Annotated in this window: 16 protein-coding genes; 5 read left to right on the top strand and 11 right to left on the bottom strand. The window is 64.3% G+C overall.

Annotated elements, in window-relative coordinates; all coding sequences use genetic code 11:
• Positions 1 to 54: 54 nt before the first annotated feature.
• The 5 genes from ACE3TJ_RS04430 to ACE3TJ_RS04410 form a co-directional block, all read right to left on the bottom strand.
• Positions 55 to 756 (bottom strand): RES family NAD+ phosphorylase, encoded by a 702-nt coding sequence (locus ACE3TJ_RS04430; RefSeq protein WP_374594250.1) that lies wholly within the window; start codon positions 754 to 756, stop codon positions 55 to 57.
• Positions 750 to 1127 (bottom strand): antitoxin Xre/MbcA/ParS toxin-binding domain-containing protein, encoded by a 378-nt coding sequence (locus tag ACE3TJ_RS04425; protein WP_374599305.1) that lies wholly within the window; start codon positions 1125 to 1127, stop codon positions 750 to 752. Before ACE3TJ_RS04425 ends, ACE3TJ_RS04430 begins: the two co-directional genes overlap by 7 nt.
• 96 nt (positions 1128 to 1223) lie before the next feature.
• A complete protein-coding gene (locus ACE3TJ_RS04420; protein WP_374594248.1) occupies positions 1224 to 2075 on the bottom strand; it encodes a class I SAM-dependent methyltransferase in 852 nt (283 codons plus the stop codon).
• Between the two features lie 191 nt (positions 2076 to 2266).
• Positions 2267 to 2944, bottom strand: a complete 678-nt coding sequence (locus ACE3TJ_RS04415; RefSeq protein ID WP_374594246.1) for an OmpA family protein — start codon at positions 2942 to 2944, stop codon at positions 2267 to 2269.
• 75 nt (positions 2945 to 3019) lie between these two features.
• Complete coding sequence (locus ACE3TJ_RS04410; RefSeq protein ID WP_374594244.1) at positions 3020 to 3766, bottom strand: alpha/beta fold hydrolase; 747 nt, start codon at positions 3764 to 3766, stop codon at positions 3020 to 3022.
• 64 nt (positions 3767 to 3830) lie between these two features.
• On the opposite strand from ACE3TJ_RS04410, the gene ACE3TJ_RS04405 reads away from it, so the two are divergent.
• A complete protein-coding gene (locus tag ACE3TJ_RS04405) occupies positions 3831 to 5138 on the top strand; it encodes a hemolysin family protein (protein ID WP_374594242.1) in 1308 nt (435 codons plus the stop codon).
• Here ACE3TJ_RS04405 and ACE3TJ_RS04400 read toward each other — a convergent pair.
• On the bottom strand, positions 5135 to 5665 hold the full coding sequence (locus ACE3TJ_RS04400) for a DUF1003 domain-containing protein (RefSeq protein WP_374594240.1): 531 nt from the start codon (positions 5663 to 5665) through the stop codon (positions 5135 to 5137). The genes ACE3TJ_RS04405 and ACE3TJ_RS04400 overlap by 4 nt on opposite strands.
• Before the next feature lie 68 nt (positions 5666 to 5733).
• Positions 5734 to 7059: an HD-GYP domain-containing protein gene (locus ACE3TJ_RS04395; RefSeq protein ID WP_374594238.1), complete on the bottom strand. Its 1326-nt coding sequence runs from the start codon at positions 7057 to 7059 to the stop codon at positions 5734 to 5736.
• Positions 7060 to 7217: 158 nt separating this feature from the next.
• Here ACE3TJ_RS04395 and ACE3TJ_RS04390 point away from each other — a divergent pair, with 158 nt between their 5' ends.
• On the top strand, positions 7218 to 8777 hold the full coding sequence (locus ACE3TJ_RS04390) for a M17 family metallopeptidase (RefSeq protein WP_374594236.1): 1560 nt from the start codon (positions 7218 to 7220) through the stop codon (positions 8775 to 8777).
• Between the two features lie 111 nt (positions 8778 to 8888).
• Here ACE3TJ_RS04390 and ACE3TJ_RS04385 read toward each other — a convergent pair whose 3' ends face one another.
• Together ACE3TJ_RS04385 and purD are read right to left on the bottom strand one after the other, a co-directional pair.
• Complete coding sequence (locus ACE3TJ_RS04385; RefSeq protein ID WP_374594234.1) at positions 8889 to 9962, bottom strand: phosphotransferase family protein; 1074 nt, start codon at positions 9960 to 9962, stop codon at positions 8889 to 8891.
• A 5-nt stretch (positions 9963 to 9967) separates the two neighbouring features.
• The gene (gene purD, locus ACE3TJ_RS04380) at positions 9968 to 11242 is read right to left on the bottom strand and encodes a phosphoribosylamine--glycine ligase (RefSeq protein ID WP_374594231.1); all 1275 of its coding nucleotides are present in this window, start codon (positions 11240 to 11242) and stop codon (positions 9968 to 9970) included.
• Between the two features lie 44 nt (positions 11243 to 11286).
• Here purD and xseA point away from each other — a divergent pair, with 44 nt between their 5' ends.
• The 3 genes from xseA (at position 11287) to ACE3TJ_RS04365 (ending at position 16213) form a co-directional block, all read left to right on the top strand.
• On the top strand, positions 11287 to 12675 hold the full coding sequence (xseA, locus tag ACE3TJ_RS04375; RefSeq protein ID WP_374594229.1) for an exodeoxyribonuclease VII large subunit: 1389 nt from the start codon (positions 11287 to 11289) through the stop codon (positions 12673 to 12675).
• Positions 12676 to 12692: 17 nt separating this feature from the next.
• Positions 12693 to 12911, top strand: a complete 219-nt coding sequence (locus tag ACE3TJ_RS04370) for a DUF2093 domain-containing protein (RefSeq protein WP_374599303.1) — start codon at positions 12693 to 12695, stop codon at positions 12909 to 12911.
• A gap of 434 nt (positions 12912 to 13345) precedes the next feature.
• Complete coding sequence (locus ACE3TJ_RS04365) at positions 13346 to 16213, top strand: TonB-dependent receptor plug domain-containing protein (RefSeq protein WP_374594227.1); 2868 nt, start codon at positions 13346 to 13348, stop codon at positions 16211 to 16213.
• A gap of 80 nt (positions 16214 to 16293) precedes the next feature.
• Here ACE3TJ_RS04365 and ACE3TJ_RS04360 read toward each other — a convergent pair whose 3' ends face one another.
• Together ACE3TJ_RS04360 and clpB are read right to left on the bottom strand one after the other, a co-directional pair.
• On the bottom strand, positions 16294 to 17406 hold the full coding sequence (locus tag ACE3TJ_RS04360; RefSeq protein ID WP_374594225.1) for a membrane dipeptidase: 1113 nt from the start codon (positions 17404 to 17406) through the stop codon (positions 16294 to 16296).
• A gap of 36 nt (positions 17407 to 17442) precedes the next feature.
• Positions 17443 to 20019, bottom strand: coding sequence for an ATP-dependent chaperone ClpB (gene clpB / locus ACE3TJ_RS04355; RefSeq protein ID WP_374594223.1), 2577 nt, complete (start codon positions 20017 to 20019; stop codon positions 17443 to 17445).
• Between the last annotated feature and the right edge of the window lie 105 nt (positions 20020 to 20124).

The following is a 20124-nucleotide window of genomic DNA, read 5'->3' as shown; positions in this document are numbered from 1 at the left end:
CAAATTTTTTGTTGTGTGGTCGCTTTACAACCCCCCCCCCCACGACTCTAGGCCCTACACGATCCGATACACGTGTCCGCTGCCTGCATCGCGCACCATGTCTATGCGCGTGCCATCCCAATGATAATCGAGATGCCGCCCTTGCCGCGGCAGGGATGCGCGGTCTGGATAAAACAGTCCCACGCACGTGCCGGCCGCGCGGCGCATGCTTGGATAGATGACGCCTTCGGATCCTGCCGCCCGCAGTTGCATACCGAGCGCTTGGCCGGGACCGTAGTCGTCGGGCGAAAGCACGGCCTCGGCGCCGCTGCGCAGATCATGAAGCGGCGCCGAAACGTCGAGCACGATCTCTCGGAACTGCGAGGTCCAGCCCGGCGGCTCGGCGGTTGCGGCCATGAAGCGCGCGTGGTGGTGCGCCGTTTCGAACAGCGCCGTTTCGAAGCTGTCGCCGATGTAGAGGACGCCGTAGCGCCCGTCGCTGAACCGGCTCGGCCGGTCGGTGCTGATGTGCGTGAAGGGCGCCATCAGATAGCTCGCGCCCGGCCCGGAAACGCGCCGCGCCGGCGGCACAAGGTCGATCGTCCCGATGGTGGCCATCAGGCGTGGGTTGGTCTTCTGCTCTGCCGCGATCAGCAGCGGCCAGTCGGCGGGGTCGGCAATGTCCTCGAACAGGTCGATGGGCGGCCAGGCGCTGCGGATGATCCGCACCGCGCCTTTCCACTCCACCGCGACCGGAATCGCTGCATCATTCACCATCCGCCCCGCTCGGCATCGAGATAGCGGCGCACGCGCATCAGATCGGTGAGTTCGCCGCCAAGCATGATGTCGAGCGCGCTCTCGCCCCCGAAAACGGTGCTCGGCGCCTTTACCCATGCGTAGCTGCGATGCGGTTCGCGGAAGATGATGCGCAGCGCCTTGTGGATGCCCATCAGGTTGGAAAGCCGCGCTTTGCCGTCGCGTCCCATGCGACCCGGGCCTTCAGCCTTCCAGCGGCGGTAGGTGCGGAGCGGCAGGTCGAGCAGCGTTGCCGCCGCCTCGTCGGTGATCTCCCACGCACGGAACAGGTTCAGCGCAGCGCGGAACATGGCCGCGCCCTCCGCGTCGGTGATGGGTGCGGGGCGAAACACCTGCGGGGCGGTGTCGACAAGCTGGAGCGAGGGTGTCACGGCGTCTCCTTTTGGCATCATATAATTCATATGATGCCATTTGGCAACCATAACAGATCAGGGATTGCGGCCCGTCACCACCCAGGCCGCACCGTCAATAACGACTCCGTCATCGCCGAGCCGGGATTCGAGCGCTGCACGTACTGCAGCCATGGCCTTCTCGTGCATGTCCGCAGGCTTGTCCGCGAGCAGGCGCGGCACCGGTCCGATCTGCGTCATGTAATCGAGTGCGTCGTCGAGTGCCGCCTCTCTGTCCGCGCCGATACCGTAGATGAGCGGCGCGTCGAACGGCTGGATTTCGATATCGATGAAACCGGCATCCTCTAGAATGCCCTGAAGCCGCGCGCGGTTGCCGAACGCATAGGGGCCGGGCGCCTCGGGGTTTGATTCCGGGATCGGCACGATGCCACGCAGCGCTGCGATCGGCAGCTTCGCCCAGTCGTTTTCCGCTGCGCTGCGCCAACAGATGAAGGCAAGGCGACCGCCGGGCTTCAGCGCGGCGCGCATGTGGCGGAACGCTTCCGTCGGCGCGTCGAAGAACATCACGCCGAAGCGCGAAAACAGAAGATCGAAGGCGGCTGCGGGCAGGGCGGCGCGGCTCGCATCCTCCAGCCTGAAGTCGATCGGCAGCGCTGCGGCCGCGGTGCGTTCCCGGGAACGCACAATGAGCGGCTCCGAGATGTCGATGCCTACAATGCGGCCGCCAGGCTGCACGCCTGCGGCAAGCGCCAGCGTCGTGACACCTGCGCCGCAGCCGATGTCGAGCACCGCCTCGCCCGGTCTCGCCGCGGCCGCCGCCAGCGCGGCGTCGCCATAGGGCGCGAGGATGCGGTCGAGCCGTTCCTGGTTGTCCACCCAGCGCGCGCCCGTCGCGCCGTTCCAGTCGTCGATTTGGAGTGTGTTCGTCATGAAACGGCCTCTATCTTATTTGAGAATCATTCTCAATAAGAAAAACGAGTTCGCGTGACTCATGCCGAACGGGCCTCCGAGTATTGATAGTGCTCGGAAAATCCCGTTCTGCGATGATGTACGCACCCCAAACATGGGTCGCCAACTGGGCCGGGCGGTTGTTCGGCCCAATTGTTTGTCGGCAATCTTTCCTAGCTTGTCGCGGTTTCCGTCACCGGCACCAGCTTGATCTCGACGCGGCGGTTCTGCGCGCGGCCCGTTTCGCTGTCGTTGCTGGCGATCGGCTGGCCTTCGCCCATGCCCTGTGTCGCGATGCGCGCGCGCAGCACGCCGTTCGAAGACAGATAGGTAGCGACGCTGTCCGCACGGCGCTGCGAGAGCGTCATGTTGTAGGCGTCGGAACCCGTCGAATCGGTGTGGCCGACCACGTCGACGAAGGTCTTCTCGTACTGCGAGAGCACACGCGCGACCTCGTTCAGCGTCGGCTGGAATTGCGCGTTGACGAGTGCTGAATCGACGTCGAACGTCACCTTCGAAGGCATGTTGAGCACGATCTCATCACCCTGGCGCACGACATCGATGCCCGTGCCCGCGGTCTTCTCGCGCAGTTCCTTCTCCTGCTTGTCCATGTAGGCGCCGACCGCCGCGCCCGCGAGCGCGCCGATGCCGGTGCCGACCAGAACTTCGGTGCGATTGCGCTTGCCGCCGATGATCGCTCCAAGGCCGGCACCCGCGCCTGCGCCGAGTGCGGCGCCGATCGCGGTCTTCGAGATTTCCTTTTTGCCCGTTTCCGGGTTGGTCACGCAGGCCGTCGTCAGCAGCAGGGCCGTGGCCCCGGTGGCTGCAATCAGTTTCGCTCGGATAGACATAAGCCCCTGATCTCCATTTCCGTTTGCGCCGCAAATACGCGGGAAGCCGCGTGCTTGTTCCAACAGCAATTCAGATTAACGCGTGCTGAGCAGACCGTTCAGATCAAAAAACCGGCGCATCATCGCCGTCACCTGATCCATCACTTCGAACTGCAGCATATGGCCCGATCCCGTCACCTGCGCGGTCGCGATGCGGCGATTGAGCTTCGAAAGGTCCGAAAGCCGGTTCATCGTCCGCTCGACGGTGATGACGAGAGTCGGCACCGAAAGCGCAGCGAATGCCGATGGGCCGTCCCAGTTCCAGATTGCGTCCCAGCCTGCGCGTGCGACATCGGGATCGCTGGCAGCCTGCGTGTCGGCGAGTGCGCGCACCGCCGCCGCATCGGTCGGCGCGATCATCATGCCGCCTGAAAAGCGGCGCATCAGTGCGGGGAAGTCGTCCGTCGTGGCAAGGTCCGTCTTCATCCGGTCCCGCCCCGCGAAGGCCGCTTCCATCGGCTGGATTGCCGCCGGGTCGAGCAGCACGGCGGCCATCACGCGCTCCGGTGCACGCGCGGCGGCTTCCACCACGATCTGTGCGCCCATCGAATGGCCCACCCAGATCGCGCGTTCGGGCATCGCTGCCAGCACGGCGTCGGTCTGCGCCGGGATCGCATAGTCGCCCGTCTTCGGGCTCGCGCCGTGGCCGGGGAGGTCGGGCATCACCGTCTTCTGCGCCGGGAACGCATCCGCGACCGGCTGCATGGCGCGGTGGTCGCAAGTCCAGCCGTGGACGAGCGCGAGCGCCGGTTCCTTGCCCTCGCGCGTAACGACATTCAGCATTGCGATCCCTTCCCCCAAGTCCGGGCTTCAAATGCCTGTTTCCGCCGTATAAGGAAAGGTGATCATGCAACCTTTCCCCTGGTCCGACGTCGGGATCATCCTGGTTCTCATTGCTTTGAACGGCGTGTTCGCCATGTCGGAGATGTCTGTCGTCTCCTCGCGAAGGGCGCGACTGCAGGCCATGGTGAACGCCGGAAAGTCCGGCTCGCGCATCGCGCTGTCGCTCCACGACGAACCCTCGCGCTTTCTCTCCACCGTGCAGATCGGCATCACGCTCGTCGGCATCATCGCGGGCGCCTATTCGGGCGCAACGCTCGGCGGGCCAGTGGCGGAGCGGCTCCATGCGCTCGGCGTGCCGGAAAGGCTGTCCAGCGAAGCCGGGATCGTGCTCGTCGTCACGTTGATCACCTATTTGTCGCTCACGGTGGGCGAGCTGGTGCCGAAGCAGCTCGCGCTGCGCAGCCCGGAACGCATTGCCGTGCTGATCGCGGCGCCCATGTCGGTGCTCTCGCGCGTCACCGCGCCGCTCGTCTGGGTGCTGGAGCGGTCGACGAAGACGCTGCTGCGGCTGTTCGGCGCGGCGGCGGAAAACGCCGATCATGTCACCGCCGAGGAACTCCACCTCATCGTCTCCGAGGCGACCAATGCCGGGGTGATCGAGGAGAGCGAGCGCCAGATGATCAGCGGCGTCATGCGCCTCGCCAATCGCTCGGTACGCGCGGTGATGACGCCGCGCACCGAAATCGACTGGCTCGACATCGAGTCCGACGAGGCCGAGCTTCGCGCCGAGCTGATCGCGACCCCGCACACGCGCCTGCCGGTGGCGGAAGGCTCTGTCGACCGGATCGTCGGCGTCGTGCAGGCGCGCGATGTCGTGGCCGCGATCCTCGATGGGCGTCCGCTCGATCTGAAGGCACTGCTCCGGCCCGCGCCCGTCGTCCCGGATGCGATGGATGCGGCGGACGCGCTCGAGGTCTTGCGGCGCGCCGACGTGCCGATCGCGCTCGTTCACGACGAGTACGGCCATTTCGAAGGTATTCTCACCCCCGCCGACCTGCTCGCGGCGATCGCGGGCGCGTTCAAGTCCGATCTCGACGAGGGCAGCGAGCCCGACGCCGTGGAGCGCGCCGACGGCAGCTGGCTGCTCGCCGGCTCCATGCCTGCTGACGAAATGGCCGAGACGCTCGGCACGCGCCTTCCCGCCGATCGCGACTACCAGACCGTCGCCGGTTTCGCGCTCAGCGTGCTGACGCACCTGCCCGAAATCGGCGAGACCTTCGCCTACGACGGCTGGCGCTTCGAGATCGTCGATATGGACGGCCGCAAGATCGACCGGCTCCTCGCGGCGCCCGCGGCGAACCCCGAACCCTAACGCTGCGCCCTGAGCTCCGCGACCTCGGTTTCCAGCCGGTGCAGCGTATCGATCACCGCCATGTCGAGCTTTTCGTGAAGGCGCAGGATTTCAAGCTCGGCGCGCAGGTTCACCTCGTAGTCGAGCCGCGCGGCGAGCCGGTCCTTGTCCGCCTGCCGGTTCTGGCTCATCATGATGATCGGCGCCTGCACGGCTGCGAGTGTGGACAGCATCAGATTGAGGAAGATGTAGGGGTAGGGGTCGAACGTCAGCCCCAGCCGTGGCAGGATTCCGCCATTCAGCAGCATCCAGCCGAGCAGTACCAGCGCGAAGGCGATGATGAAGCCCCACGAGCCGCCGACCTCGGCGACACGGTCCGCCAGTCGATCGCCGAACGTCGCGCCTTCCTCGGCGAGCAGACCTGCATCGCGGCTGATCGGCGTCCGTTTCGAAACATGTTCAAGAACGCGCTTTTCATGGTGCCCGAGGTCTTCCGGCGCGCTGCCGAGCAGGCGTTTCGAAACTTCGGCGATATCGATCGGACGCATGGGGATGGGCCTCTTGCTGGTTCGCGCCGACTTTAGAAAACGCCGCGGCCGCGATCTATCCCCCGCAATCAGGCGGCGAGGGCGCTCCAGCGCGTTTCCCAGTCTGTCAGATCCCACGCTTCAGGGTCTTCGGAAGAAACGATCACGTCGCCGTCCCCACCCAGCAACAGGTTGATGTCCTGTGGCGGGATGAGTGAGCGATTCGCGGTCGAATAGAACGCGCGCACAATGGGCCGGGTCAGGTCTGCAGTGTTGATGTCGACCACGATTGCAAGGTGGTCAGAGCGCAGCTTCACGAGCGTTCCCACCGGATAAATTCCGACTGAGCGGATGAACGCCGTCAGAATGTCGGTATCGAAATGCCCTCGCCAGCTGAACATGGTTTTCAGCGCCCTGTTCGCTTCCCACGCGGTTTTGTAGGGGCGGTTCGAGGTCAGCGCGTCATACACGTCGCAGATTGCCCCCATGCGCGAAAACAATGTGATCTGGTTGCCCTTCAGCCGTTGGGGATAGCCGGTGCCGTTCACCCGTTCGTGGTGATGCAGACAGACGTCGAGCGCCATATCGGGCACTTCGCGACTGCGCCGGAGCAGCGCGTGGCCACGCTCCGGGTGCGTCTTCATGATTGAGAACTCTTCGTTGGTGAGGTCTCCGGGCTTGCCGAGCACGGCCTCCGGCATCGACATCTTCCCGATGTCGTGCAGAAGCCCGGCAACACCCATATTGCGAAGTGCCCCAACATCGAATCCGCCGATCTCGCGTCCGAGGTTGATCATCAGCGCAGAAACCGCCACCGAATGCACGTAAGTGTATTCGTCTTTGGATTTGAGCCGTAGAATGCTGGTCAGCGCGGATCGGTTGCGCGCAAGCGAACCGGCGATGTCGTCCACGAGCGGCACCAGCGTGTCCGCCTCCACGATCTTGCCCAGCCGCGCCTGATCGTAAAGCTCGGTCATCACGCTCTTGGCGTGTGCGGCGATGGCATTTGCACGCCCATATTCTTCGGCCATGCTGCAGGGCGCGTCCGATGCGACAGCCGTAACCGCCGGTACAGTCTCTATGTTCAGCGGAACGACCACCTCCCGCGTGGCCGCGGTTGCCTGGGCCGCGCGGTTCGGCTCTGCGCGTTCATCGCAGGCAGGCGCCGGGCGTGCGATCTTCTGTTCCAGGACGATGTCGGCACCCTTCTCGGTGTCGATAACGACGCCATCGAGACGGCTGCTGCGCAATGCCTCGACATCCGCAGCGTCGCTCAGAATAAAGCCCGCTTTGATGAAGGGGTGCGCAAACCAGGATCCTTCCATGGCGTGTATGAACATGCCGGACCGTACCTGATCGCACCGAATTCGCCTTAGCACCCGAAGTTCCTGTTTTTGAAGCGCGATTCGCGCCATGCCCCGGCGCACCTTTTGACACGACACCCTTGAAGGAGGTGCTTACGGTCAAGGTTAATAGAAGATAAGTTCAAGAGATGTGGGTTTCTGCTGATAAGCTTGCATCGTCTGTACGGCAGCTGGCATTGTCGGGGAATTGTCGTGAGGAGCGTCTACGAATGCGTTATGTTGTTGCAGTATCGCTTGCGGGTTTTCTTGTGACGGCGGCAGCCGAAGCGCGTCAGGTCACCTTTGCGGATCGTGCGCCGACAGACAGCGCGGCGATCGTTCTGCCGCTTGCTGCGAAAGATGATCTGGCTGTGCGCGGTGGTTCACTCGATGCCGCAACTCGCGATGCCGTGGGCCGTGCGCTCGATGCTGCGGCGTTCGACTACAAGGCGAATTCGACGCTCGTCCTGCGCGGCATCGGCGCCTGGCAACAGATTGTCGTCATTGGTGCGAAAGATGGAGCGACGCCCGCCGGTCTTCAGGACATCGGCGGTCTCGCAGCACGAGAAACGGGATCGGCGGACGGTCCCGTGGCGCTTCTCGCCGCAGGCCTCGCGCCGGGCGTGGCGGATGCCGCCGCCAATCTCGCCATCGGCGCGGACCTCGGCGGCTACAGCTTCGATCGCTACAAGGCGCCCTCCGCAAAGCCGCGTGCAGCAGGCCGGGATGCGCCGCTCACCGTGGTCGGCGCAGCCGGGGCTGAAAGCTACGCCGGGCAGGGCAAGGCGCTTGTCGAGGGGGTCACGCTTACGCGCGATCTCATCAGCGAGCCCTCGAACGTCAAATACCCCGAAGTGTTCGTGGAGCGTGTGCGCGAAGCGTTCAAGGGCGTTGCCAAGGTGCGCATCGAGGCGCTTGGCGTGCCGGAGATGGAAAAGCTCGGCATGGGCGCGATCCTCAGCGTCGGCAAGGGCTCGCCGCGCCCGCCGAGGATGCTCATCGTCGAGTATCGCGGCGGCGGCAGCGAGGCGCCGATCGTGCTCGCGGGCAAGGGCATCACCTTCGATTCGGGCGGCATTTCGCTGAAGCCCGGCGCGGGCATGTGGCGGATGCGGACGGATATGGCCGGCGCCGCCGCGGTTGTCGGCACCACGCTGTCGCTTGCGAAGAGCGGCGCGCCCGTCAACGTCGTGGCCGTCGCCGCACTAGCCGAGAATATGCCGGACGGCGGGGCGACGCGGCCCGGCGATGTCGTGAAGGCCTACAACGGCAAGACGATCGAGGTGACGAATACCGACGCCGAAGGCCGTGTCGTGCTCGCCGACGCCGTCTCCTATGCGGACGCGCGATACAACCCGGCGGCGATCGTCGATATCGCAACGCTCACCGGCGCGGTCGGCGGTGCGCTCGGTGACGAATATGCCGGGCTCTTCAGCCGTCATGATGCGCTCGCCGCGCAGCTCTCGGTGGCGGGCAAGGCGGTCGGTGAACCGCTTTGGCAGCTGCCGCTCAATCCCGTCTACGCCGAAACGATGAAATCGGGCGTCGCCGATATCCTGAATTCGGCTGAAGGCGGCAGGCCGGGCGCGGGCCTCGGCGCGTACTTCATCGGCGCGTTCGTGAAACCCGAAACGCCGTGGGCGCATCTCGATGTCGCCTACACGGTCTGGACGGACAAGGGCCAGCCCAAGGCGCCGAAGGGCGCGGTGGGCTATGGCGTGCAACTCCTCGATAGCTTCGTGCGTAACTGGAAGCCCGTGTCGCGCGGCGCCGGTGAGGGCGGAAACTAACCAGAAAACCCCTCCCTGAAAGGGAGGGGTAGGGGAGGGTCACTGGCGCAACCCTCAGCATCGTCCCCCACCCGGCCTCCCCCTTTCCAGGGGAAGAGATGGGGTAGGGCGCTAACCCGCCTGCATCGCCTTTTCCGCCTGCGCCCATGCGAGCTTGGCGAGCGGCACCAACCGCTCGGTCATCGCGGCGGCGTGGGCGTTGGAAGCTGTGCCGCGAATGTACCGCCCCTTGATGCCGTGGATGATCGCGGCAAGGCGGAACATGTTGAAAGCGACATAGAAATCGAGATTGGGAATCCCGCTGCGCCCGGTGCGGCGGCAATAGGCCTCGACATATTCGGCCTCGCTGGGAATGCCGAGCGTCACCAGATCCTTGCCGACCAGGCCTGCCGTTTCTTCCGGCGGCATCCGGTACATCATCAGATGATAGGTGAAGTCGGCGAGCGGGTGGCCGAGCGTCGAAAGCTCCCAGTCCAGCACCGCGAGAACTTTGGGCTCGGTGGGGTGGAAGATCATGTTGTCGGCGCGATAATCGCCGTGGACGACGCTGGTCTCGTCACCCGGCGGGATATTCGCGGGCAGCCATTCGCAGAGCCGGTCCATCTCCTCGAAATGTCCGGCCTGTTCGTCATCCTTGTATTGCCCCGCCCAGCGCGTGATCTGGCGGGCGAAATAGTTGCCGGGCTTGCCGAAATCGCCAAGACCGATCGCTTCGGGATCGAAATTGTGAAGGTCGGCGATCGTCTTGTTCATCGCATCGAAGTGCGCAGCGCGGCTTGCGGGGGATTCGCCGGGGAAAGACGTGTCCCACACCACGCGCCCGTCCACGCAGTCCATCACGTAGAACCACGTACCGATCACGTCCTCGTCGGTGCAGAGCCCATAGGCGCGCGCGACCGGGAAACCCTGCGCGTAGAGCGCGCTGATCACGCGATATTCGCGGTCGACCGCGTGGGCGGATTTCAGCAGCTGCCCCGGCGGCTTGCGGCGCATCACGTAATTCTTCGCGGGCGTCACCAGCTTGTAGGTCGGGTTCGATTGCCCGCCCTTGAACTGCTCGACCGTCAGCGGGCCCTTGTAGCCCTCCACATTCGCCTGCATCCAATCCGCGAGGCAGGCCTCGTCGAAGCGGTGCTGATCGCGCACGGCCTGCGTCCCGGAGAACTGCTCCTGCTTGTCGCTCACGCCGTTTATTCCTCCCGCTTTATGGCTCTCCAGCCGATATCTGACCTGTAGAAGCCTTCCGGCCACCTGATCTTTTCGGCAGCCGCATAAGCGCGATCGCGCGCCTCGCGGACGGTCTGCCCCACCGCCGTGACGTTCAGCACGCGCCCACCGTTCGCAATGAGCCGGCCTTCACTGTTCCGCGCCGTGCCTGCGTGGAAGATGACGACGCCTTCGCCCGCAGCCGTCTCGGTGCCTTCGATCACCGTGCCCTTCTTCGGCGTGCCCGGATAGCCCTCGGCCGCCATCACCAGCGTCAGCGCGGGGGCATCATGCCATTGGACACTGACGTGTTCGAGCCCGCCGTCCACCGCCGCGAGCAGCACGGGCACGATGTCCGATTTCATGCGCAGCATCAGCACCTGGCATTCCGGGTCGCCGAAGCGCGCGTTGTACTCGATGAGCTGGGGGCCGGTTTCGGTCAGCATCAGCCCCGCGTAGAGCACGCCCACATAAGGGATGCCGTCCGCCGCCATCGCGTCCACCGTGGGCTGCACGATCTCGCGCATCACCTGCGCTTCGAGTTCGGGCGTCAGCACGGGCGCGGGCGAGTAGGCGCCCATGCCGCCGGTGTTCGGCCCGGTGTCGCCGTCCCCGACGCGCTTGTGGTCCTGCGCGGAGGCTAGGGGGAGGGCGGTCTTGCCGTCGACGAGCGCGAAGAAGCTCGCCTCCTCGCCGGTCAGAAACGCTTCGATCACCACCTCGGCACCCGCAGCTCCGAAGCTGCCGCTGAACATGTCCTCAATCGCCGCGTCCGCGTCTTCGCGCGTCTCGGCGATGATCACACCCTTGCCCGCCGCGAGCCCGTCCGCCTTGATGACGATGGGAAGCCCACGCGCCGCCGCATAGGCCTTCGCCGCGCCCGCGTCGGTAAACCGCTCATAAGCGGCGGTTGGGATACCCGCGCGCTTGCACAGGTCTTTCGTGAAGCCCTTGGAGCCTTCAAGTTGCGCGGCCTTCGCGGTCGGGCCGAACGTCTTGATGCCCGCCGCCGTCAGCGCATCCACCAACCCCTCGACGAGCGGTTGCTCCGGCCCCACGACGACAAGGCCCACGGTGTTCGTGCGGCAGAAGTCGATCACGGCCGCATGATCGGCGGTGTTCAGCGGCACGCATTCGCAAACGTCCGCGATCCCGGCATTGCCGGGCGTGCACCACAGCGTGTCGCAGAGCGGCGACTGGGTGATTTTCCAGGCGAGCGCATGTTCGCGGCCGCCGCTGCCGATAAGGAGGATGTTCATGGCCGGGCCTTGTAGAGCGTGCGCCGAGCGCTTAGCAACGCCTGATGGACGCCCCCGACAACGCCCATGAATTCACCGTCTCCGAACTCTCCTCGGCGCTGAAGCGCAGCATCGAGGATCAGTTCGGCAACGTGCGTCTGCGCGGCGAGATTTCGGGCTGGAAGGTGCCAGCCTCCGGCCACGCCTATTTCGCACTCAAGGACGATGCGGCGCTGATCGATGCGGTGATGTGGAAGGGAGGGCGCGCGCGCCTTAATTTCCGGCCCGAAGACGGCATGGAGGTGGTCGCCACCGGCCGTCTCACCACCTATCCGGGCCGCTCCAAGTATCAGATCGTCGTCGAATCGCTGGAACTCGCGGGCGAGGGCGCTCTCCTCGCCATGATCGAGCGGCGCAAGGCGATGCTCGCCGCCGAGGGGTTGTTCGCCGCCGAGCGCAAGCGGCCGATTCCCTGGTTGCCCGAGCTGATCGGCGTCGTCACATCGCCCACGGGCGCGGTGATCCGAGATATCCTCCAACGCCTCGGTGATCGTTTCCCGCGCGATGTGCTCGTCTGGCCGGTGAAGGTGCAGGGCGACGGTGCGGCCGACGAGGTCGCCGCGGCGATCCGCGGCTTCAACGCCATGCCGCGCCGCCCGGACGTGATCATCGTCGCACGCGGCGGCGGCTCGATCGAAGACCTGATGGCCTTCAACGAGGAAATCGTCGTGCGCGCTGCCGCTGCGTCCGAAATCCCGCTCATCAGCGCCGTCGGCCACGAAACCGACACCACGCTCATCGATTTCGCCTCGGACCGCCGCGCCCCCACGCCCACCGCTGCCGCGGAGCTAGCCGTGCCCGTCCGCGCCGAGCTGGTCGCAGGCGTCTCGTCCTTCGCCGCCCGCCTCGATCGCTGCATCGCTTCGGCGACCGAGACGCGTGCGGAGCGTCTCCGCCTCTGGTCCGCCCGCCTCCCAACCCCCGTGGCCATCCTCGGGATGAAGACGCAGCGTCTCGATGATATCGGTGAACGTCTCCCCCGCGCCCTCCGCGCTGCCGCGAACCAGTGGCACTCCCGCTACGCCCGCGCCGCCGAACCCCTCCGCGCCGCCATGCGCAGCCGCATCGCCGACGCACGCCACGATCTCGCGGGCGCCGCCACGCGCCTTCGCCCGACACTGCTCTTCAGCCTCGCCCAGCGCGCCGCCGAGCGGACCGCCTCGTCGGGGCGGCTGCTCGAATCGCTGAATCCGCTCGCCATCCTGTCGCGCGGCTATGCCGTGGTCACCCGGCCAGACGGCAGCCTCGTGAAGAGTGCGGGCGAAGCGCGGCGCGAGGTTCGCCTCGGGCTTCGTTTCGGCGACAGCCGCGATCCGGTGGAGGTCGCAGTCGGGGCAAAACCGCGCAAATCGGCTCCGCAGGGCGATACACCCTTGCAGGCGAAGCTCCTGTAGACGACATTATGCCCGCTATGCTCAAACTCGGTGAAGGCCGCCCGGCGCGGCTCCAGTATCTTTCCGGCTCCTACCGCGTGCTTCAGCAGGGCGACCATGTGACCTGCGCGGTCACCGGTACGCGCGTTCCGCTGCAGAACCTGCGCTATTGGAGTCACGAGCTTCAGGAGGCTTATGTCTCCGGCGAAGCCGCCGCTGCCCGCTACTCTGAAATGCGGGCCCTGGGCCGCCTCTAACGCCGCGCTGGTCGGCGGCAAGACAATGAAATCATTGCCGCCTTCGATGGTGCCAGTCGCGTGATGCGGCACGTCTGTGGTGCGGCATGATTTGCCGGCCTGTGCGTTCGACCCTGCCACATTGTTGTCACAGGCCTTGCCGTCCGTTGTTAAACGGTAATAAAATTACAATTTAAGTGCTGATTTCGTTACCTGTGCGCACTCACTGTTGCGTCAGCATCACACCGCCGGTTTGAAGCGATCCGGCCGTCTTTGAGCTGCTTTACACTTCAACAACATTTCGGGACAAACGCATAAGTCCAAAATGGACTGCGTCGATACGTGTTTCGGCATCGGAAAGGGGACGACGGACCGAAACAAGGCCAATCCGCACCGGTGCATTCATGCAACAGGTATCGGCGACAAAACTGGGACAATGTTAAAAGGACTGGGATGTGAACAACGCGAAATTTTCGCTTTATCGTCGTGCGCTGTGCACAAGCAGCGTACTGATCGCTGCGTCCGCAATCTGCGCGCCTGCCTTCGCACAGGAGCAGGCTGGCGAGGACGACGTCGCTGTCGAAGACGTGATCATCGTCACGGGTTCGCGCATCGCGCGCCCTGAACTCTCGTCGTCTGTGCCGGCCGCTACAGTCAGCCAGACTCAGATTCTCGAGACCGGCGCCGCCAACATTCAGGACGTTCTGGCGGATTTGCCGTCGGTCGGCCAGAATTTCAGCCGTACCTCGAGCAACTTCTCCACGACGGGTAACGGTCAGGCGACTGTCAACCTGCGTAACCTCGGCTCCGCGCGCACCCTCGTTCTTGTGAACGGCCGCCGGTATGTCGCAGGCCTTCCCGGCACCTCCATCGTCGACCTCAACAACATCCCGACGGACCTGATCAGCCGGGTTGAAGTGGTGACGGGCGGCGCGTCGGCCGTTTACGGTTCCGAAGCCATCGCCGGCGTCGTCAATTTCGTTCTCGACGACAAGTTCGAGGGCCTTCGCATCCGCGGTCAGGGCACGATCTCGGATGAAGGTGATGCCGGACGTCAGCTCGTGTCCGTCACGGGCGGCACCTCGTTCGCCGATGGCCGTGGACACATCGTGCTGAACGGTTCTTACGATCGTGACCAGGGCTTGCGTTCGCGCAACCGCGGTTTCTCCGAGCGCGACATTCCCAACCGCAGCTCCTTTGCGGCGCAGGGTCTGTTCAGCCCGGACGGCAGCTTCGCTCCTGGGGCGGCCACCTACACCTTCAGCGAGACGAACGTCCTGAAGCCCTACCAGAGCGCGAATATCGACGGTTACAACCGCAACTTCGATCGCTACCTCTCCGTTCCCGTCGAGCGCTATCTCGTCACCGGTCTCGGCAGCTATGAAGTCGCCGATGGTGTGACGGCGTATGTGGAAGGCACCTTCGCGAAGACGAAGTCGCGTTCCAGCCTCGAACCGCAGGCGGTTGCCTATACGGACCTCGATTATCTGGACGGTACGTTCTACGAAGGTATTCCGATCGATAACCCGTTCATCCCCACCGAGATTCGCGATGCGATGATCGATGAAGGCGTGACTGCGCTGCCGTTCCGCCGCCGTTCGAACGACATCTTCGATCGCAGCAACGTGAACGACCGCGAAACATGGCGCGTCGTCGCGGGTCTGCGCGGTGATATCGGTGAGCGTTTCAAGTGGGACATCTATTACACCCACGGCGAAATGAAGGATTACACCGCTTCGGAAACCATCCTCGCGCCGAATTATCGGAACGCGCTTGATGCCGTTGCCGGCCCCGGCGGTGCGCCGGTTTGCCGTATCAACGTCGATGCGGATACGACGAACGATGATGCGGCGTGCGTGCCGATCAACATCTTCGGTTTCAACACCGTCAGCGCGGCCGCCGCGAACTACGTGACGAACGGTGGCCAGCTCTCCACGTATAACGCCAAGGTCAAGCAGGACGTGTTCTCTGCGACGATCTCGGGCGAAGTGTTCGATCTTCCCGGCGGTGCGCTCAGCATTGCTACGGGCTTCGAATATCGGCGTGAACGCAGCACCGAAGATTTCGATCAGGCGACGAACGACGGTCTGACGCTCGGCAATATGCTCTCCGACACGCGCGGTAAGTATAACGTCAAGGAAGGCTTCATCGAAGTTGTGGCTCCGATCCTCTCGGAGCGTCCGGGCATCCACTATCTCGGTGTTGAAGGCGCCATCCGTTATGCCGACTATTCGACGGTCGGCGGCGTGTGGAGCTGGAAGGCCGGCGGTGAGTACGCGCCGACGCCGGATATCCGTTTCCGTGCGATCTACGCGGAAGCCACGCGTGCACCGAGCATCTCGGAGCTCTTCTCCGCGCAGAATGAAACGTTCCCGGCTATCGTCGATCCGTGCGACCAGCGGGAAGGTAACGGCGACGGCGCTCCGGCGACGCTGCCGCTGTCGGCCGCGTGTCTTGCCATTCCGGGCATTTCCGCAACGGTCGCCGAGGACGGCTTCTTCGGGTACACCACTGCCCAGATCCAGTCGATCAATGGCTTCACGGGCGGTAATCCGGATCTGACGGAAGAAACCGCGAAGACACTGACTGCCGGTGCGGTGATCACGCCGCGCTTCCTGCCGGGCTTCAGCCTGACGATCGATTACTATCGCATCAAGGTTCAGGATGCGATTGGCATCATCGGTCAGCAGACATCGCTCGACGAGTGCCTGAACGGCAGCGGCCTCGCCCTGTTCTGCGACAACATCCATCGCGATGCGAATGGCTTTGTTACGCAGGTCGATGCGCTCAACCTCAACATTGGTTCCTACAAGGTTGAAGGTATCGACACTCAGGCGGCGTATCGTACCGATCTGGGAGCCGGCAAACTTGATCTGTCGGTGTACTGGACCCACCTGCTCACGCAGGAACAGACTTCGTTCCCGGGTGGCCCGACACAGGAGGAAGTCGGTCAGCTTGATTGCTACAGCTGCGGACGTCTCGGCACGGGTTTCAAGGACAAGGTGAGCGCTTCCGTCACCTTCTCGCTTGAGAACCTGTCGCTCAACTGGCGGACGAACTACATGAGCTCCGTTGTTGACTCGCTTACCGCAACGGCACCGATCTCGACGGGCGCCTATTGGTACCACGATGCGCAGGTGCGCTTCTCGCTGGACGAAGAGAAGAAGTATGCCTTCTACTTCGGCGTGAACAACGTGTTCGACAAGAAGCCTCCGATCTTTGGTGACACCAACCAGGTGACCTTCCCGGGTGCTCAAACATCTGCAAACACGTACGATCTCTATGGTCGGATGTTGTACGCAGGCGTCGACTTCAAGTTCTAGAAACTGCCCGGCCTGAAGGGCTGGTGTAAAGAAATGGAGGGCAAGGGTTCGCCTTTGCCCTCCTCTTTTTTGTCTGGTTCTCAGCCGAGAACGTCGGTCAGCACGCGCTGCCAGTTACCGCCCATGATCCTGTCGATCTCTCTCGCTCGGAACCCGGCGCTTTCCAGTGTCGCATGAATACGTGGCAGGCGATCGATCGTATTGAGTGCCGGGATTACCACGTGCTCGGGCAGGATCTCGAAGCCGGGAATTCCGGAATCGCGCATGGCCTTCCACCACGGCAGGTATTCCTTGACGCCTTCCGCGTTGTCGTTCCCAAGCTTTGCGAGGTTGGCTTGTCCCGCCATCGGAAAATCGTTGGCAATTGCGACCGCGTCAATTCCGCCGACCTTGATGACATGGCGAATGTGAGCAACGAGATGCTCGGGTGTCGGCGGGTTGTCGCGCGTCAGCCAGAAACTCATCATGAAGATGCCGATCACGCCTCCGCCTTCGGAGATTGCACGGATCGCTGAATCCGGAATACAGCGCGGGTTATCGACAATGGCGCGACACGCGCCGTGGGAATACACGACCGGCGTGCGGCTGGCCTTCGCGGCTTCCAGCATTGTAGCCTCAGAGCCATGCGACACGTCGGGCAGAATGCGCAGCCGGTTCATTTCGGCAAGCCCCTCCCGGCCGAGCGGCGTGAGGCCGCTCTGGATACGTTCGAGTGCACCGCCGGCAAACAGATTGTTGTTGTGGTGCGTGAACTGGAGGACGCGAAGCCCCTTGGCATGAAAACGGCCGATCCTGACGAGGTCGCTGCCGATCGGTTCGCAGGACTGGAATTGCAGGAACGTGGCGCAGCCCGGCGTCTTTCCGATGTCGCTGCCGTGCAGGGCAAGATATGCAAATGGCGAATTTTCAAGGCGTGCCGCGGCCGCATCGATAGCCTTGTCGTTGGCTTCGAATGTGCGCAGGTATCGGGGAATATTGTCCTTGTCGCGGATCTCCTCGATTTCGGAAACGTCGCAGATCATGGCGGAAAGACCGGCAGCGGCGATTTCCGACAGATCTTGCGGCAGGAAGCTGAGACCGTCGATGTATTTTGCGCGCGGCGTTTCAGGGAGCGTGGCACACGCCGTCGCTGCCAGCGCTCCCGAAGCAGCAAGAAACGCACGCCGGGAAAGTCTAGTATTCGGTAAGCTCATGTTCCGCTCCAGGACGTGACTGGAGCGTAACATAGATCAGCCCACCTGAAACGCCAGCGCCCCGTCGCCTTCGTCGACCTTCACGCTCGCGCCGTCGGCGATCTCGCCGGAGAGGATCTTGTCGGCGAGGGGGTCCTGCAGATACTTCTGCACGGCGCGTTTCAGCGGCCTTGCGCCGTACACCGGGTCGTAGCCGACCCGCCCCAGCCAGTCACGCGCGGCAGGGGTGAGGTCGATGCTGATCTTGCGGTCGGCGAGCAGTTTCTGCACGCGTGCCAGCTGCAGATCGACGATCGGCCCCATGTGCGCCTGCGCGAGCCTGTGGAACATGATGATCTCGTCGAGGCGGTTCAGGAACTCGGGCCGGAAATGCCCGCGCACCACGGCCATCACCTCATCCTCAACGTCCTTCACCGTCTGGTCGTCGCGCAGCGACGAGAGATACTGCGAACCGAGGTTCGAGGTGAGGATGATGATCGTGTTGGTGAAGTCCACCGTGCGGCCCTGGCTGTCGGTGAGGCGCCCGTCGTCGAGCACCTGCAGCAGCACGTTGAACACGTCCGCGTGTGCCTTCTCGACCTCGTCGAACAGCACGACCTGATAGGGCCTGCGCCGCACGGCTTCGGTCAGCACGCCGCCCTCGTCGTAGCCGACGTAGCCGGGAGGCGCGCCGATCAGCCGGGCGACCGAGTGCTTCTCCATGTATTCCGACATGTCGATGCGCACCATCGCGCCCGCGTCGTCGAACAGGAATTCGGCGAGCGCCTTGGTGAGTTCGGTCTTGCCGACGCCCGTGGGGCCGAGGAACAGGAAGCTGCCAAGCGGCCGGTTCGGGTCCTGAAGACCCGCACGCGCGCGGCGCACGGCGGCGGAGACAGCCTTCACCGCATCCTCCTGCCCGATCACGCGCTTGCCGATCAGCGCCTCCATCTGCAGCAGCTTCTCGCGCTCGCCTTCGAGCATCCGGTCGACCGGAATCCCCGTCCAGCGCGAAACGACGGCGGCGATGTCGTCGGCGGTCACTTCTTCACGCACCATCGCGCCCTTGCTGGCCCCTTCGGCCTCGGCAAGCTGCTTTTCGAGCCCCGGAATGACGCCGTAGGAGAGCTCGCCCGCACGCCCGAGATCGCCCGAACGCTGCGCCTGTTCGAGTTCGATGCGCGCGGCGTCGAGCTGCTCCTTGAGCTTTGTCTCCGACTGCATCTTCTCGCGCTCGGCCTGCCAGCGGGTGGTCAGCCCGGACGATTGCTCTTCGAGTTCGGCAAGGTCGCGCTCCAGATTGGCAAGGCGGTCCTTCGAGGCGGTATCAGTCTCCTTCTTCAGCGCCTCGCGCTCGATCTTGAGCTGGATGATGCGCCGGTCGAGGTTCTCGATTTCCTCGGGCTTCGATTCCACCTCCATGCGCAGACGCGACGCAGCCTCGTCCATCAGGTCGATGGCCTTGTCCGGCAGGAAGCGGTCGGTGATATAGCGGTTGGAAAGCGTCGCGGCGGAGACGAGCGCGCCGTCGGTAATGCGCACGCCGTGGTGAAGCTCGTACTTCTCCTTGAGCCCGCGCAGGATCGAGATTGTGTCCTCCACGGTCGGCTCGCCCACGAACACGGGCTGGAAGCGCCGCTGCAAGGCAGGGTCCTTCTCCACGTGCTTGCGATATTCGTCGAGCGTGGTCGCGCCGATGCAGTGCAGCTCGCCGCGCGCGAGCGCGGGCTTCAGCAGGTTGGAGGCGTCCATCGCGCCCTCGGATTTGCCCGCGCCGATCAGCGTGTGCATCTCGTCGATGAACAGGATGATGTCGCCCTCGGCGGCCTTCACCTCGTCGAGCACGCCCTTCAGGCGCTCCTCGAACTCGCCGCGATACTTCGCGCCCGCGATCAGCGCGCCCATGTCGAGCGCCATCACGGTGCGATCCTTGATGCCGTCGGGCACGTCGCCGTTGGCGATGCGGAGTGCGAGACCCTCCGCGATCGCGGTCTTGCCGACACCCGGCTCGCCGATCAGCACGGGGTTGTTCTTCGTGCGGCGTGCCAGCACCTGGATCGTGCGGCGGATTTCCTCGTCCCGGCCGATCACGGGGTCGAGCTTGCCCGCGCGCGCCGCTTCGGTCAGATCACGCGCGAACTTCTTCAGCGCGTCATAACGGTCTTCGGCGCCCGCCGTGTCGGCGGTGCGGCCCTGCCGCAATTCCTCGATCGCGCTATTGAGGCCCTGCGGTGTCACGCCTGCGGTAGCGAGCGCCTTGCCCGCAGCGGTTTCCTTCGCCAGCGTCAACGCCAGCAGCAGCCGTTCGACGGTGACAAAGCTGTCGCCGGCCTTCTTCGCGACCTCCTCGGCCTGCGTCAGCACGCGCACAGTGTCGTTGTCCCACTGCACGCCCTGCGCGCCGCCGCCGGAAACCTGCGCGTGCTTGGCGAGCGCCTGATCGACCTCACGCACCGCAGCGCGCGCGTCGCCGCCCGCCTTCTGGATGAGACCGGCCGCCATGCCCTGATCGTCCTCCAGCAGCGCCTTCAGCAGATGCTCCGGCGCCACACGCTGGTGGCTCATGCGGATCGCGACGGTCTGCGCGGACTGCAGGAAGCCTTTGGCGCGGTCGCTGAATTTCTCGATATTCATAGCGTTTACATCCCCCTTGGCGGGCAATCATGGTCTGAGCGCGATATGGTGTTGCAGTTTTGCAACGCAAGCGCCCGGCGCAAGTTTTTTGCACCGGACGATGTG

The sequence above is a fragment of the Sphingosinicella sp. genome (genome assembly GCF_041916975.1).
GTDB lineage: Bacteria > Pseudomonadota > Alphaproteobacteria > Sphingomonadales > Sphingomonadaceae > Sphingosinicella.
This window is presented reverse-complemented; position numbering and strand designations above follow the sequence as displayed.